The following is a 13,900-nucleotide window of genomic DNA, read 5'->3' as shown; positions in this document are numbered from 1 at the left end:
TCGACCCTGACGGCGTCTTGCGATCGCGGGCCCAGAGAGTCGAAAGCCCCTTATGTGGCCCCGGCGTAGCGGTCGATGGACTAGGTCGGGCAGTTAGGCCCTGCTCTCCACCCGCACTCTCGGCCTTCAGCGGGGACCGAACCCGGGGGCGTCCGGTCCGACCGACGCGGGCCCCGGAAGCCAACGTCGAAACCTCGTCCTTCGGGGACGGCGGTTCGCGAACGCCGGCCGCAGGGCCGGTCTGACGCGGTTCACCGCTGGCACCCCGCCAGGCGCGGAAGCGAGCAGCGGACCAGTGGACGTTCGTCGCTCGGAGGATCGCGGGGTGGAGGAGGCGACTGGGATTCCCCGTGCCGGAACGCCGGGCAATCCCGCTGTCCGCCATTCATACCGTATCTCCCTCGCCAGCGACGGCGCTACAGCCACCGCTGCCGACACCGGCGTAGCGTCGCGAAGCGGGTCAAAAAACGTCAGTCACCCGCTACCGGGGCGTTTCCACGCCTTCGGTCACTCGACCGCGCGATGCGTGTCTTGGTGCGCGACTCGCTTGGAAATGCGGGAGGGCCCGCGAGCCCGCTCAGGCGTTCGCCGTCGATCCGGATTAGCCCCGTTCGGACTCGCCGTCAGTTCTGTCGCGCTCGTCGAACTCGAACTCCAACTCGGTCTCGCTGTCCCCGTGGGCGACCGTCACTGTGAGCTCCTCGGCGTCGTCGGGGACCGAAACGACGTACTCGCCGTTCGCGTCTGTCGTCCCGCTCGGGCCGTCGCCGACGTCAACGGTCGCGTTCTCGACCGCGGAGCCGTTTTCCCTCACGCGCAGCGTGGCGTTCTCGCCGGGGGCGACGTCGTCGACGAAGGTCGCGTCCAACGCCGACTCGGCGTCGTCGTCGCTGTCGCGGTCGTCCCTGTCGTCCACGCGGTCGGCTCTATCGTCCTCGCGGTCGTCGTCTCCGCCGTCGACGCGTTCGATTTCGACGTCAGTGCCGGACTCTGAGATGACCGGCTTGAGGATGTACTTCCCGCTCTGGCCGGCCTTCACGGCGGTGATGTCGAAGACGAAGTCGACGGATTCGCCGTTCCCGACCGCGAACTCGGAGTTCAACTGGAGCTTCCCGCTCGGCAGTTTCACGCGCTGGTCGCTGCCGTCCGTCAGCGTGCCGTTGACCTCCGAGACGTAGACGAACACCGTCTCGTAGGTGCCGTTCGGGACGTCGAGCGCCGAAAGCTGCGTGGCGTTAGCCCCCTGCAGGCGAGTCAGATCGACCGATCGGTTGTCGACCGCGTACTCGATCCACTCGCCGTCTTCGTCCGCTTCGGCATCATCGTCTTCGGCGTCGTCTTCCCCGGCATCATCGCCGTCTTCCGCCCCCTCAGCTTCGGGTGCGCCGTCACTGTCGTCTGACTCCACGTCCGCCGTCGTTTCGTTCGCGTCCGCGGTCTCGCTCGTCTCGTCGACGTCGTCTGATTCGGCGTCGCTATCGTCCGATTCTTCGTCACTGTCGCCCGCCTCCTCGCCGTCTTCCACCTCGGTGTCCTCGACGTCACCGGCCGGCTTCAGTCCCACCTTGGAGATGGTGACGTTGAGGTGTTCGAAGTCGCCGATCGCGTTCTGTTCGTCGCTGATGTAGAGGTTCACCGTCCCGGTCGACCCCTCTGCGGCGCCTGCTGTCGACTCGCCGTCCGTGGTCGATCCGTCCACCGCGGTGGAGGTCGACCCGCCCATCCCGCCGGAACAACCGGCCAAGAGGACGAGGGCCGCGACGAGCACGCTCGCGATTGCGTTTCGGTTCATTGCACGCTGAGACAGGGACCGCACCCACATCTATACGACAGTTCCTGACTTCGGATTTATGCGAGTTTGTTCGAATTACTCGGATTCATTCGGTATTCCTCGGGAGCTACTCCCACGCACCGAGGCTCGCCTGCAGGTCGCGCGTCGTCGCCTCGGGGGTCGCCTCGTGGCCGACGAGGTCGCGCAGGTCGACCGCGTAGGTGCTCCCGCCGTGATCGAGGACGAGCAGCCGACCTTGGACGCCCCGGACAGTCCCGGTCGCGATCGTCTCCGCGACGGGGCGGTCCGAGAGGTCGAGGCCGTACGCGAAGTCGAAGCGGTCGGCATCGTCGACCCCGAAGCGGTCGAGGAGGCCGTTCCACGCGTCCGCGTCGACGTCGCGGTGGATCCCCGCCCGCTTCGTCGGCACGCGGACGCGATCGGGGATCTCCGCGGCGGTTTCGGCCTCGAGCTCTCTGGCGATGCGGCCGTCGGGGACCGTCTGCAGCAGCGCGCCGCGGTCTGCGCCCTGCTCGCGCAGTCGCGTTTCCAGTCGCCACGCCTTCGTGACGCCCACCTTGAACGCGTCGGGGGCGAACGCCGCGAGGTAGACCGCGTGCGGTTCGACGCAGTCCATCTCGTCTTTCAGGCACGTCCCGGTGCACTTCGCGCAGACCCACGTCGAGCGGTGCTGCGGGCAGTACGGCGCGCTGGGGTCCGCGCAGGCGACGTGCCCCGATTCGGTGATCGTGCCGGCGCAGTGACGCTCCTCGAGCGTGTATGCGAGCTCGGCTCCCGCCTCGAGTGCGATGAAGTCGACGTCGGTCGGTTCCTCGGCCACCGCTGCGTTCTCTTCGGCACCCGCGGACGCGTCGCTCACGTAGAGTCCAGGGCCGCCCGTGTCATAGCCGACGAACTGCACGCGAGTGGATAGTAGATGCGTCGTCAAAGCGGTGCCGTTGTAGATGCGTCGTCAAAGCGGTGCCGTTCCGAGGAGGGGTCGATCAGGCGTCCGCGGACTCGTATTCGGCCCGCAGTTCCGCCGACAGTTCCTCGGCGGCGCGGCGGACCGCGTCGTCGCTGGACGAGTCGGCCTCCCAGCCGAGCCCCGCGAGCTTCTCGACGGAGAGCCGCATCCGCGGGACGTCGCCCTCCCAGCCGCGGTCGCCGCCGGTGTACTCGTACGCCGGATCGAGGCCCAACACGTCGGCGACGATATCGGCGATACGGGTGACGGAGGTGGTGGTCCGCGTCCCGAGGTTGTACGTGTTCATCGCGCGGTCGGCGTGTTCGACGACGTGGCAGATGGCGTCGACGCACTCGCTGACGTGGAGGTAGGACTTCTCCTGGCGGCCGTCGCCGAGGATCTCTAAGGTCTCGGGATCGTCGAGCAGTTTCTCGATGAAGTCGGGGACGACGTTGCCGCGCTGGTGCGGTCCGACGATGTTCGCAAAGCGGAAGCACCAGACCGTGAAGTCCTTCGAGTGCGCGTACGTGGAGAGGAGTCCCTCGTCGGCCAGCTTCGAGGCGCCGTAGACGCTGATCGGTTCGAGCGGGGCGTAGTCCTCCGGTGTCGGCCGCGGAGCCTCGCCGTACACCGTCGACGACGACGTGAACGCGACCTCGGAGACGCCGACATGGTCCATCCGTTCGAGGACGTTGTACGTCATCTCGGTGTTCTCCTCGAAGAGCCGCCGCGGCTCGGCGAAGTTCGTGTCCGTGTACGCGGCGAGGTGGAAGACGAGGTCGACGTCCGCGGTGATCACCTCGGCGACGTCGGCGCCGACGGTCATATCCGCCTCGACGAACTCGACGCCCGCCGGGACGCGCTCGCGCGTCCCCTTCGAGAGGTCGTCGGCGACGACGACGTCGTTGTCCTCGCGGAGCCGACGCGCGAGGTGCGAGCCGACGAGCCCCGCGCCGCCGGTGACGACGATCCGCTTGCCGGAGAGGTTCATACCGGCGGTGCGCCCGGCGGGGGTAAGTGCGTTCTCCTTCGTCTCGTCCCCGCGGCCCCTTCGGCCGGCAGCCCCCACCGCTCAATCGGCCGCCCGCGCATCGACGCCGACCGCCGAAGCGAAGCCCCTTAGCGCCCGGCCCGACTCGGTCCGGGTATGCAGGACGAACCAGAGGTGGCCGTCCTCCGGTACGGACACCGCCCCGGCCGGGACGACCGCATGACGACCCACGTCGGGCTCACAGCGCGGGCGCTCGGCGCGGACCGGGTGATCTTCCCCGACAACGCCGGGCAGTCCCGCGAGACCGTCGAGGACATCACCGACCGCTTCGGCGGCCCCTTCGACGTGGAACTCACCGCGGAACTGGACGCGACGATCCGCGGGTGGGAGGGCTCGGTCGTCCACCTGACGATGTACGGCGAGCGCGTGCAGGACGTCACGGGGGAGATCCGCGAGACGCGTCGCGGGGACGGAGAGCCGATTCTCGTCGTCGTCGGCGGCGAGAAGGTCCCCTTCGAGGTGTACGAGGCCGCCGACTGGAACGTCGGCGTCACGAATCAGCCCCACTCGGAAGTCGCGGGGCTGGCCGTCTTCCTCGATCGGCTGTTCGGGGGGCGGGAACTCGAACGCGAGTGGGAGGACGCCGATCGACGGGTGCTCCCGCAGGCGCGTGGGAAGCGCGTCGTCGACGGCGACGGAACCGGAGACTAGTCGTCGTTCGACCCGCCGATCGTTTCTACGTCCGGCGGGTCCAGCGAGAACGGAATCTCACTCGCGGGGATCGAGGTCTCTATCGGTTCCGAGCCGTCGAGTAGGTACAGGTCTTCGAGCGTCTCCACAGCCCCCGCGATCGCGTCCGCGGCGTGGCTCCCGTCGCTGGCATCGAGGACGGCGACGGTCCCGTCGCCGGAGACAACGATCGTCGCCCCCAGATCGGCGGCGGGATACACGACACCGGGGAACGCCGATTCGTCGTAGACTGCCCGATCCTCACCGAACGCGATCGCGACCGATCCGAGCGCGAAATCCGTCTCGTACCGGTGATACCCCGCGGTCGTGCCGCTGCGGAGGTCGACACCGAGCGCTTCGACTCGATCGCGGAGATCTGCGACAGACAGTCTATCTCCCGACATACGATTTCGGTCAAATGCGTGTCCAATAAATGCAACGTCGTGGCGGCCCCTAGAGGTGGTGGTCTGTCGAGGTGAGGGGAGATGATGGTCTGGGGGAGTGAGACACCGAAACGCGACCCCGTATCCGCAACTTTAAAAGACCGAGCGGCGCAACTGTCTGTAATGGCTTTTGAGGAGCTGCTGAACGACCCTGTCATCCAGAAGTACCTCCACGAACTGGTGGGACCGACGGGGATGCCGGTGGCCGCGGCCCCGCCGGACGGCGAGGTGACCGACGAGGAACTCGCCGAGGAGCTCGGCCTCGAACTCAACGACGTCCGACGGGCGCTCTTCATCCTCTATGAGAACGACCTCGCGGAGTACCGCCGGGTCCGCGACGAGGACTCCGGGTGGCTCACCTATCTCTGGACCTTCCACTACGAGAACATCCCGGAGAACCTCCGCGAGGAGATGTACCGCCTCCTCGACGCGCTCGAGGATCGACTGGAATACGAGCGGAACCACGAGTTCTACCTCTCGGAGCCCGCTGGGATCCGCTTCGAGTTCTCCGAGGCGATGGAGCAGGGCTTTCAGTGCCCCGAGACGGGGGCGCCGCTGGAGCCGATGGACAACGACGAGATGGTCGAGTCGATGGAGCGACGGATCGAGGATCTCAGCGACGAGCTCAACGTCGACGTGGGTCGGGACGACTGATGGTCGTCCTCGCCACCAAGTGCTACGTTAACGGCGGCGCCCGCGAGCGTGCCCTCGACAGTCTCGGGTCGCTCATCGGCAACGAGATCGGCGAACTGGACGCCTCGTGGACGGTCCGCGTCCGCGAAGACGACTTCGTCGCCGTCGACCTCGAGGGCGGGGACGCGACCGTCGCGTCGAACCTCCTCGCGGAGTCCTGGGGCGAGATCACGCCCGACTTCGAGGACGGCGAGCCGTACGTCGGGACCCTCGAATCGTGGGACGACGCGGGGTGGACGCTCGACGCGGGCGACGACACGCTCGTCGAGATCTCGGTCGACGAACTCGGGCTTGGAACCGGATCGCCGACGCAGATCCGAGACCGCTTCGGCGTCGTCCAACACACGCCGCTGCGGTTCGTCTACGGGGAGACGCCCCGGCTCGCGGACGCGACGCGCGACCGCCTCTACGACTGGACGCGCGAGGACGGCAGCGGTCGCGTCAACGTCAACAGCGCCACGCGCGGCGAGGTGCGGGCGACCGTCAACCGCGCCGGCCACGCCGAGGACATCGTGACCGTCGAACGGCTCGGGCTGCTCGAACAGAGCATCGTCTGTCCGGAGGGAACCGATCCGCCGGGCCTGCTCGCGAGCATCGGCCCGTACCTCCAATCGGAGCTGAAATGCGTGCTGACGTCCTGACCCGAGACGACCAGCTACCCCCCCACGATATGAATCGCCGACTGCTCCTCGCGACCGCCTGTCTCGCCCTCCTCGCGGTCACCAGCGGCTGTCTCGGCATCGGGACCGGTCCGATCCCCGAAGACCGGATCGACAGCGACCCCGCCGCCGACTACGCGTGGGAGACCGACCGCACGGTCCACGTGACGATCCAAGAGAACACCCAGTTTCGGACGGTGATGTCGCTGAACGGCTCGGAGCCGACCGTCGAACTGTTCCGCCGCGACGGCTTCGGCGGTACGAACCCGCTCCCGGTCCAGTCGGTGCGGTACCGCTATCCCAACGGGACGGTCCTCACGGGCAGTGAGATACGCGAACGTGGCGGCGAGGTGCGCCAGACGCGCGAGGAGACGATCGTCGAACTGCCCTCGGGCGAGCCGCAGAACGGCAGCGCGCTCGCGTTCACGAGCGAGGGAACGCCGAAGCGGTTCACGCTGCCGACCTACGCCGACGGTACCTACGAGGTCGTGCTGCCGCCGAACCGCGAGGTCGAACTCCCCGTCTTCGGACAGGTCTCGCCCCGGAATTACGAGACCGAGCGCGACGACGCCGGGCAGGTCCACATCGTCTGGGCCGAACCGGTCACCGCCGACACCGTCTCGGTCCGGTTCTACCTCCAGCGGGACCTCTACATCTTCGGCGGCGTCGCCGCCCTCGTCGTCGCGGTGGGTATCGGCGGGCTACTCTACTACCGCCGACAGATCCAGCGGCTGCGACAGCGTCGGCTGGAGATGGGCGTCGACGTCGAGACCGACGACGACGAGTTCGACGACGGGCCGCCGCCGGGAATGCGCTGAGCTTTTGTCCGGTTCGCGGCTAGAGGGCGTATGCGAGTCGCAGTCGTCACCGTCGGAGACGAACTCCTCTCCGGTGACACCGTCAACACGAACGCCGCGTGGCTCTGTGAGCGGCTGACCGACCGCGGCGTCGACGTCGAGCGCGTCACGACCGTCCCCGACGACGTCGCCGACATCGCCCGCGTCGTCAACGAGTACCGCGCCGAGCACGACGCCGTCGTCGTGACCGGCGGGCTCGGCCCCACGCACGACGACGTGACGATGGCCGGCGTCGCCGCCGCGGTGGGCCGCGAACTCAGCGCGCACGAGGAGGCGCGCGAGTGGCTGACGAGCGAGGGCGGCTACTCCGCGGCCGACCTGGCGGAGCGGACGACGCACCTGCCGGCCCGCGCGCGGATGCTCCCGAACGCGGAGGGGGTCGCCCCCGGGGCCGTCGTCGAGGGGATCTACGTGCTGCCGGGCGTCCCCGCGGAGATGAAGGCGATGTTCGAGACCGTCGACGAGGAGTTCACCGGCGAGACGGCGTTCTCGACCGTCGTCGACGTCGACGAACCCGAGAGCGAACTCGTCGGTCGGTTCGGCGAGCTACGGGAGCGCTTCGACGTCACGGTGGGGAGCTACCCCGGCGAGACGGTGCGGGTGAAGCTTACCGCGACCGACGAGGCGGTCCTCGACGAGGCCCGTCGGTGGCTCGAGTCGCGGGTCACCCTCGTCGACGGCGGAGCGGAGTGACCGCTCACCGGGAGACGTAGTAGAGCCAAGCGGCGGTGACCGCGAGGCTCGCGAGGAGGACGACCGCACTGATTTCTGTGATCGGGACGGACGCGCCGTCGGCGGCGAGCGGAATCATGTTCGTGCGTTGCCGGACGCGGTGCTTAAACGTTCACACTGTCGGCCGATGAATCGATTTTTGCCGGTAAGTCGCTTTTCGCCGGTGAGGAGCTTGTCACCCGTAACTCAACTTTCGCCGACGAGTCGCTTCGGCGTCCGCCCCGAACGCGGACAGTCGGCACCGGCGGGCTTTTCCACGCACCGCGGTTGCACTCACGTATGCGAGTTGGGTTCGTCGTCAATCCGATCGCCGGGATGGGCGGTCGCGTCGGTCTGAAGGGGACCGACGGAAAGGTCGAAGCGGCGCGTCGGCTGGGCGCAGAGCCGCGGGCACCGGATCGCGCTCGGCGGGCGCTCACGGCCCTCCGCGAGCGTGTCGGAACCGACGGAGTGACGCTGCTCACGTGGGGCAGCGGGATGGGCTCGGACGTGGCGCGGGACGTCGGATTCGATCCGGACGTCCTGGGCTCGCCGGCCGCCGATGAGACGTCGGCTCGCGACACCGCCCGCGCGGTCGCGGCGTTTCTCGCCGCCGGCGTCGACCTCGTGCTCTTCGTCGGCGGCGACGGGACCGCGGCGGACGTCGCGGAGGCCGTCGAGGGGACGGACACGCCGATTCTCGGCGTTCCGGCCGGCGTGAAGGTGTACTCGTCGGTGTTCGCCGTCTCGCCGGAGGACGCCGCGCACGTCGTCGACACGTTCGAGCGGACCGAACGCCGCGAGGTGCTGGACATCGACGAGGACGAGTACCGAGAGGGCGAGGTCAACCCGGAGCTGCGGGCGGTCGCCCGCGTCCCCGTCGCCGAGGAGCTCCAGTCCTCGAAACAGCTCGGCGGCGGCAACGTCGAAGCGGTCGCCGCGGGCGTCGCGGACGACATCCGAGCCAGCGACAAGACGTTCGTGCTCGGACCGGGGAGCACCGTCGGCGCGATCAAGGAGGCGCTCGGCTTCGGGGGCTCGCCCCTCGGCGTCGACGTTTACCGTGGCGGCGAGGTGCTCGCGCTCGATGCGACCGAATCGGAGATCCTCGAGGCGCTCGGCCCCGAGGGCGAGAACGTCGTCGTCGTCTCGCCGATCGGCGGGCAGGGGTTCGTCTTCGGCCGCGGCAATCCGCAGCTCTCCCCGGCGGTGATCCGCCGGTGCGACGTCGAGATCGTCGCCTCCCGGTCGAAACTGGACACGATCGGCGAACTCCGCGTCGACACCGACGATCCCGACCTCGACGCCGACCTCCGCGGGTGGACGAAGGTCCGCATCGGCCGCGTCGAGCGGCGAATGATGCGGATCGCCTGAATCGACGCCAGCGACCGGCGCGCAGACGTCCGGTGAGTAGTCCGTTGTCTCTGCCAATCAAATACCCTCCAAGACGAACTAATCCATATAAGGACACTATAGTGAGAATTAAGACCACTGAAATCTACTGAAGAGATATGGAGACGCGAAAGGTACAGCGACTCGGTCCCTCGACGCTGGCGATGACGCTGCCGGCCGAGTGGGCCTCGGATCACAACGTCAAGAAGGGCGACGAGGTCTCCCTCCGGATGGGCGGCAAAGGAACGCTGACGGTGCTGCCGGAGTCCGCCAGCCAAGAGGACTCCTCGGCGACGATCCGGGCGGACAGTCTGGACGCCGACTCCCTCGAGCGGGCGATCGTCGCCCAGTACGTGCTCGGCCGGCGGGTAATCCACATCGAAAAGAGCGACGGCGCGCTCGACTCCGATCACATCAACGCCGTTTACAAAGCGGAGACGCAGCTGATGGGTCTCGGCGTGATCGAGGAGACGCCAGAGCGGATCGCCATTCGGTGCTCGGTCGACCCCGAGGACTTCACGCTCGACAATCTGCTGGAGCGGCTGGAGAACACGGGAAGCACGATGCGCGGCGAGGCGATCAAGGCGCTCGCACACGGGAACACCGACCTCGGACAGCGCGCGTTGAACCGCGAGCGGCAGGCGAACAAGATCTTCGTGCTCCTCCTGCGGTTGATCTTCACCGCCTATCAGAACCCCAACCTCGCACGCGCCGTCGGGCTGGATTCGGGGTTCCCGCTCATCGGCTACCGGTCGGTGGCGAAGAACCTCGAACTGACCGCCGACAACGCCGAGGACATCGCCAACATCGCGATGGACGCCGAGGGCCACACCCTCGACGTCGACGCCGGCACGATGCGTCGGATCCGCGAGTTCACCGATCAGGTCGACGAACTCACGCGGACCGCGGTGCAGTCGGTCGTCGAGCGCGACTACGACAAGACCGTCGAGTGCCGCACGCTGTTCCGACAGCTCCGGGACCGCGAACAGGAGATCCTCGGCGACCTCCCCGAGATGGAGAACAAGGAACTGCTACAGGTCCGCGAGGTGCTCGTCAGTCTCCAGCAGACCGCACAGTACGCGATGCGGAACGCCGAGATCGCGGCGAACCTGGCGCTCGACGAGGAGTCCGAGCACGTCACCATCGGATAGCGATCCGGCCCGGTACCACGTCGGGATCCTCCACACGGCGACCACGCGACAGTTTCTACCCGCCAAGTTACCGGCCATCCACGGCTTATGGATCGGTCACCCGCCGAGTTCGATCAGGCCGCCGTCCGTGGTCTGGGTCGTCTGGGTGTCCTCGTCGGTCGCCACCGGCGTCTGCGTCGCCGTCGGCGCGCTGGACGTCGACTCGGTCGATCCGTCGGTCGACGTCTCTGACGTCGCCGTGGTCTCTCTGTCTGCACCCTCGGACGTCGCGGTGCGGTCTCCGTCGGCGGTGCCCGTAGCGTCGCTCTCGGAACCGTTCTCTGAGGCGTCCGTCGGCTTCGTGCCGAAGATGTCGGTCTCGACCGTCGTCTCGTAGGTTAGCGGATCGAGCGGGACGCGAACCGCCGTCTCCCCGAGGTCGAGTCGAGCCGAGAAGTCGATTCGGAGGTCGGTGACCTGGTTCCGTTCGAGGTGGGTGACCCACCACTCGTCGATGTGTTGGTTCCGGATGTCGACAGTCGCCTCGATCGTCTCCGTCGACTTCGGCGGGACGACGTGCTCGGAATCGGTCGCGCCCTCGCCGACGGCGACCTCGTTCATCGTGACGTCGTACCCGAGTTCGCTGACCGCGATCGGATACGGTTTGGGGTTGTACACGACGAACGTGAGCTCCATCGGCGTCCGCGACTCCGTCACCTCGCCCCACTCCGCGCGCGTCTCGTTGACGTAGAGGACCGGGTCCGAAACGAGCGGTTGCTCGGCGTCGATCGGCCGCGTCTCCGTCGATTCGAACTGCGAGAGCAGGTCGGTCTCCACCTCCCGGGTGACGTTCGGCGGATCGACCGTCCGCCCGAGCGTCGACGAACGGACGGCCGTGTCGACGGTGACGGTGGTCTCCTCGCCGTTTCTGACGTGTGAGATCCACCACGACGGAATCCGCTCGTTGCGGGCGGCGGTCGCGAGGCTCACCGTCGAGTTCCCGCGTTCGACCGCGAGGCCGCGCTTCCCCCCGCTCGCGAGCGGGACGTCGTTCAGCAGCACGTCGTACCGGACGGCGACGCCGCCGAGCGAGACGCCGACGGGGTTCGGATTCGAGATGGTGAGCTCCGTCTCGATCACCGTCGTCGTCTCGTTCACGGGGCCGAACGCGTTTTCGACGCCGGCGACCGACGGCACGCCGACGACGCCCGCCGCGAACGCACCGCCACCGAGGAGTCCCACGGCGAGGGTCGCAGCGAGGACGATACGGAGCCGGCCGCCGATTCCGAGAGACGGGACCATTCTGTTTCCCGAAGGCGGCCGAACGAAAATGAACGTGGCGTTTCCGGATGTGGCGCGTCCGGGCGATCGGCCGGCGGCATCCGTATGAACTAAGAGGAGACCGGGCAACCACCCGGTATGGAAACCGCATCCGCCACCTCTGATAAGGGAGTTGGGCTGACCGTGCTCTTTTCGCTCGTCGCGCTTCTCGGGGTCGTCGGGATGTTCGCCGCGGGCCTGACGGGCGATCAGTTGATCGCCGCCACCGGCTTCGCCGTCGCGATCGTCGCCGGCTGTCTCGCCGTCTCCGCGACGCATCTCTTCAGGTAGCGCGCCCACCAACTCGGCGTGAAAACGACGAGAAGTTTAAGGCCAAACCGTCCGTACATCGGGTAATATGAGCAATTTCACCGAGGAGGAAAAACAGATCGTCGCGTACCTCCGCGAGAGCGTCGCCGCCGGCGAGCGGTACTTCCGGGCGAAGAACATCGCCGACGCCATCGGGCTCTCCGCCAAGCAGGTCGGCGTCCGCCTCCCGCGACTCGCCGAGAAGTCTGACGACGTCGAGATCGAAAAGTGGGGCCGCGCGCGGTCGACCACCTGGCGCGTCACGCGCAGTTGAACGTGTCCGCGTCGTCGTCGAACGCCACTCACCGTCCCCCGTCTCGATTGTAGGTCTTTTTTGTCTCCCCCTCTTACGGGCGCGTATGACCGTACGCGTCCGGCGGGTATTCGAGTTCGACGCCCCGCCAGAGGCCGTCTGGGACTTCATCGCCGATCCCGCCGAGCGAGCGGACGCCATCAGCGTCGTCGAGCGGTACGACGTCGACGACGCGACCGGCGAGGCGACGTGGCACGTCCGACTGCCGATTCCGCTCGTGAAGTCGACGGCGAGAGTCGAGACCAGAGACGTGACGCGTGAGCCGCCGACGTACGTCAAGTTCGTCGGGAAGTCCTCGATGTTTCGCGTCACGGGCGAGCACACGGTCGAGTCCGTCGACGGCGGGACCCGACTCGTCAACGAGTTCGTCGTCGACGGGCGGATTCCGGGTGTCGAGCGCTTCTTCGAGCGCAACCTCGATGCCGAACTGGAGAACCTCGAAGCCGCGCTCAGACGGGCGGTCGAGTCCGCCGACGCGTGACGTCCGAGTGTGGTGTGCGGTCCCGTGGTACGTACCGTCCCGGTGGGTTTATTGACGTGCCCCCACTAGCCTCGGTTGCCGACGACCGACGCTTTTCTCGTCGAAGTCGGCATTAACCGCCGCACTCCGCCGCAGCGTTTCGGGGTCCGCTGCGGCCAACACGCCCCACAGGCGTCCAGCGCCTTCCTCCCGGGGAACGGCGCCGGGCGCTTTCCGCTCCCGTCTCTTCCGTCCGCAATGGACGCTGAAAGCCCGTCCCGTGCCCGTTCCCTACTGTTCAGGCGTCGCTATCGATCGCCTACGGCGACGACGCGCGTTTTTCGATCTCGCCTTTCAGCACCGCGGCGTCGAAGTCGTGGTCCGGCCGGATGTTGACGAAATCGAGAAACCGCGACGCCGAGAGCAGCTCCTCCGGAGAGAACGCCGCCAGCGCGGCGTCGACAGTCTCGGTCCCGCCGATCAGCGGTTCGAGCGCCCCGAGCGCGCAGGCGACGTCGTAGGACTTCGCGTCGGCAGCGCCCTCCTCGCGGACGTTCGTCGCGTCGATGAAGTAGATCTCTCCGTCGAGGATGATGACGTTCTCCGCCCGGAGGTCGCCGTGGAGCAGCCCGTGTTCGTGCATCGTTTTCAGGGCCGAAAAGAGCGCCGGCGCGAGGTCGGCCTCGGCGGCCTCGTCGAGTTCGTCAAGCGTCCGAAAGTCCGGGAGGTACTCGAGCACGAGCACTCCGAGGCCGTCGACCTCGAACGATTCGATCGGTTCGGGCGCGTTGAGACCGATATCTCGCATCCGCCGCGTCGCCTCGAGTTCGTGTTGGGCCATCTCGACCGGCGTCGCGAAGTGCTCGAAGAACCCCTCGGTGCCGGAGGAGAACGCGCCGAGGTTCCGACCGGTCGTAAAGAGCGCGTGGACGACGGAGTTCTGCCGCGAGATGACTTTCACGAACCACTGTTCGTCGACGACCATCGGCGTCGAGAGCCAGTTGTCCGCCTCGAGGAACCGGACGTGCACCTCCTCGCGATCGTACCGATCGCGGATCTCGCGGGCGACGGCCTCCAGCCGTGACCACTCGATTCGCCCTCGAAGGAGACGGCGCAGTTCCATATCCCCGGAGACGGCCTCCGGGCGTATATACT

General features: G+C 67.6%; 16 protein-coding genes and 1 other RNA gene. 11 read left to right on the top strand and 6 right to left on the bottom strand.

Features of this window, described 5'->3' with window-relative positions; genetic code table 11:
* Positions 1 to 73: 73 nt before the first annotated feature.
* Positions 74 to 384: signal recognition particle sRNA (ffs, locus tag ACT3HL_RS08240), an RNA gene on the top strand.
* Between the two features lie 217 nt (positions 385 to 601).
* Here ffs and ACT3HL_RS08235 read toward each other — a convergent pair.
* From ACT3HL_RS08235 to ACT3HL_RS08225, 3 genes are all read right to left on the bottom strand, one after another.
* Positions 602 to 1,792 carry a DUF4382 domain-containing protein gene (locus ACT3HL_RS08235; RefSeq protein WP_445086344.1) on the bottom strand — a complete coding sequence of 397 codons (1,191 nt, stop codon included), beginning with the start codon at positions 1,790 to 1,792 and terminating at the stop codon, positions 602 to 604.
* Between the two features lie 106 nt (positions 1,793 to 1,898).
* On the bottom strand, positions 1,899 to 2,693 hold the full coding sequence (locus ACT3HL_RS08230) for a DUF2797 domain-containing protein (protein ID WP_445086500.1): 795 nt from the start codon (positions 2,691 to 2,693) through the stop codon (positions 1,899 to 1,901).
* 82 nt (positions 2,694 to 2,775) lie between these two features.
* Complete coding sequence (locus tag ACT3HL_RS08225; protein ID WP_445086343.1) at positions 2,776 to 3,729, bottom strand: NAD-dependent epimerase/dehydratase family protein; 954 nt, start codon at positions 3,727 to 3,729, stop codon at positions 2,776 to 2,778.
* A gap of 156 nt (positions 3,730 to 3,885) precedes the next feature.
* Here ACT3HL_RS08225 and ACT3HL_RS08220 point away from each other — a divergent pair, with 156 nt between their 5' ends.
* A complete protein-coding gene (locus ACT3HL_RS08220) occupies positions 3,886 to 4,440 on the top strand; it encodes a tRNA (cytidine(56)-2'-O)-methyltransferase (RefSeq protein WP_445086342.1) in 555 nt (184 codons plus the stop codon).
* Here the strand turns inward: ACT3HL_RS08220 and ACT3HL_RS08215 are convergent.
* A complete protein-coding gene (locus tag ACT3HL_RS08215) occupies positions 4,437 to 4,862 on the bottom strand; it encodes a hypothetical protein (RefSeq protein WP_445086341.1) in 426 nt (141 codons plus the stop codon). The two genes, ACT3HL_RS08220 and ACT3HL_RS08215, sit on opposite strands and share 4 nt — an antisense overlap.
* Positions 4,863 to 5,024: 162 nt before the next feature.
* Here ACT3HL_RS08215 and ACT3HL_RS08210 point away from each other — a divergent pair, with 162 nt between their 5' ends.
* From ACT3HL_RS08210 to ACT3HL_RS08185, 6 genes are all read left to right on the top strand, one after another.
* The gene (locus tag ACT3HL_RS08210) at positions 5,025 to 5,555 is read left to right on the top strand and encodes a transcription factor (RefSeq protein ID WP_445086340.1); all 531 of its coding nucleotides are present in this window, start codon (positions 5,025 to 5,027) and stop codon (positions 5,553 to 5,555) included.
* Positions 5,555 to 6,235: a DUF2110 family protein gene (locus tag ACT3HL_RS08205; protein WP_445086339.1), complete on the top strand. Its 681-nt coding sequence runs from the start codon at positions 5,555 to 5,557 to the stop codon at positions 6,233 to 6,235. The genes ACT3HL_RS08210 and ACT3HL_RS08205 overlap by 1 nt, the downstream gene beginning before the upstream one ends.
* Positions 6,236 to 6,264: 29 nt before the next feature.
* Entirely contained in the window at positions 6,265 to 7,071 is an 807-nt protein-coding gene (locus tag ACT3HL_RS08200) for a DUF5803 family protein (protein WP_445086338.1), read from the top strand.
* A gap of 30 nt (positions 7,072 to 7,101) precedes the next feature.
* Positions 7,102 to 7,803 (top strand): molybdopterin-binding protein, encoded by a 702-nt coding sequence (locus tag ACT3HL_RS08195; RefSeq protein ID WP_445086337.1) that lies wholly within the window; start codon positions 7,102 to 7,104, stop codon positions 7,801 to 7,803.
* Between the two features lie 318 nt (positions 7,804 to 8,121).
* Entirely contained in the window at positions 8,122 to 9,195 is a 1,074-nt protein-coding gene (locus ACT3HL_RS08190; protein ID WP_445086336.1) for an NAD(+)/NADH kinase, read from the top strand.
* A gap of 137 nt (positions 9,196 to 9,332) precedes the next feature.
* Positions 9,333 to 10,364, top strand: coding sequence for a PhoU domain-containing protein (locus ACT3HL_RS08185; RefSeq protein ID WP_445086335.1), 1,032 nt, complete (start codon positions 9,333 to 9,335; stop codon positions 10,362 to 10,364).
* 96 nt (positions 10,365 to 10,460) lie between these two features.
* On the opposite strand, the gene ACT3HL_RS08180 is transcribed toward ACT3HL_RS08185, so the two are convergent.
* Positions 10,461 to 11,645, bottom strand: a complete 1,185-nt coding sequence (locus ACT3HL_RS08180) for an LEA type 2 family protein (protein ID WP_445086334.1) — start codon at positions 11,643 to 11,645, stop codon at positions 10,461 to 10,463.
* 117 nt (positions 11,646 to 11,762) lie between these two features.
* Here ACT3HL_RS08180 and ACT3HL_RS08175 point away from each other — a divergent pair, with 117 nt between their 5' ends.
* From ACT3HL_RS08175 to ACT3HL_RS08165, 3 genes are all read left to right on the top strand, one after another.
* Positions 11,763 to 11,954, top strand: coding sequence for a DUF7525 family protein (locus ACT3HL_RS08175; RefSeq protein ID WP_445086333.1), 192 nt, complete (start codon positions 11,763 to 11,765; stop codon positions 11,952 to 11,954).
* Positions 11,955 to 12,021: 67 nt separating this feature from the next.
* Entirely contained in the window at positions 12,022 to 12,246 is a 225-nt protein-coding gene (locus ACT3HL_RS08170; RefSeq protein ID WP_445086332.1) for a DUF7123 family protein, read from the top strand.
* Positions 12,247 to 12,331: 85 nt separating this feature from the next.
* Complete coding sequence (locus tag ACT3HL_RS08165) at positions 12,332 to 12,766, top strand: SRPBCC family protein (protein ID WP_445086331.1); 435 nt, start codon at positions 12,332 to 12,334, stop codon at positions 12,764 to 12,766.
* 298 nt (positions 12,767 to 13,064) lie between these two features.
* Here the strand turns inward: ACT3HL_RS08165 and ACT3HL_RS08160 are convergent, their stop codons facing one another.
* Positions 13,065 to 13,868, bottom strand: coding sequence for an RIO1 family regulatory kinase/ATPase domain-containing protein (locus ACT3HL_RS08160; protein WP_445086330.1), 804 nt, complete (start codon positions 13,866 to 13,868; stop codon positions 13,065 to 13,067).
* Positions 13,869 to 13,900 lie beyond the last annotated feature (32 nt).

The organism is Halobellus sp. GM3, from assembly GCF_052545375.1.
This window is presented reverse-complemented; position numbering and strand designations above follow the sequence as displayed.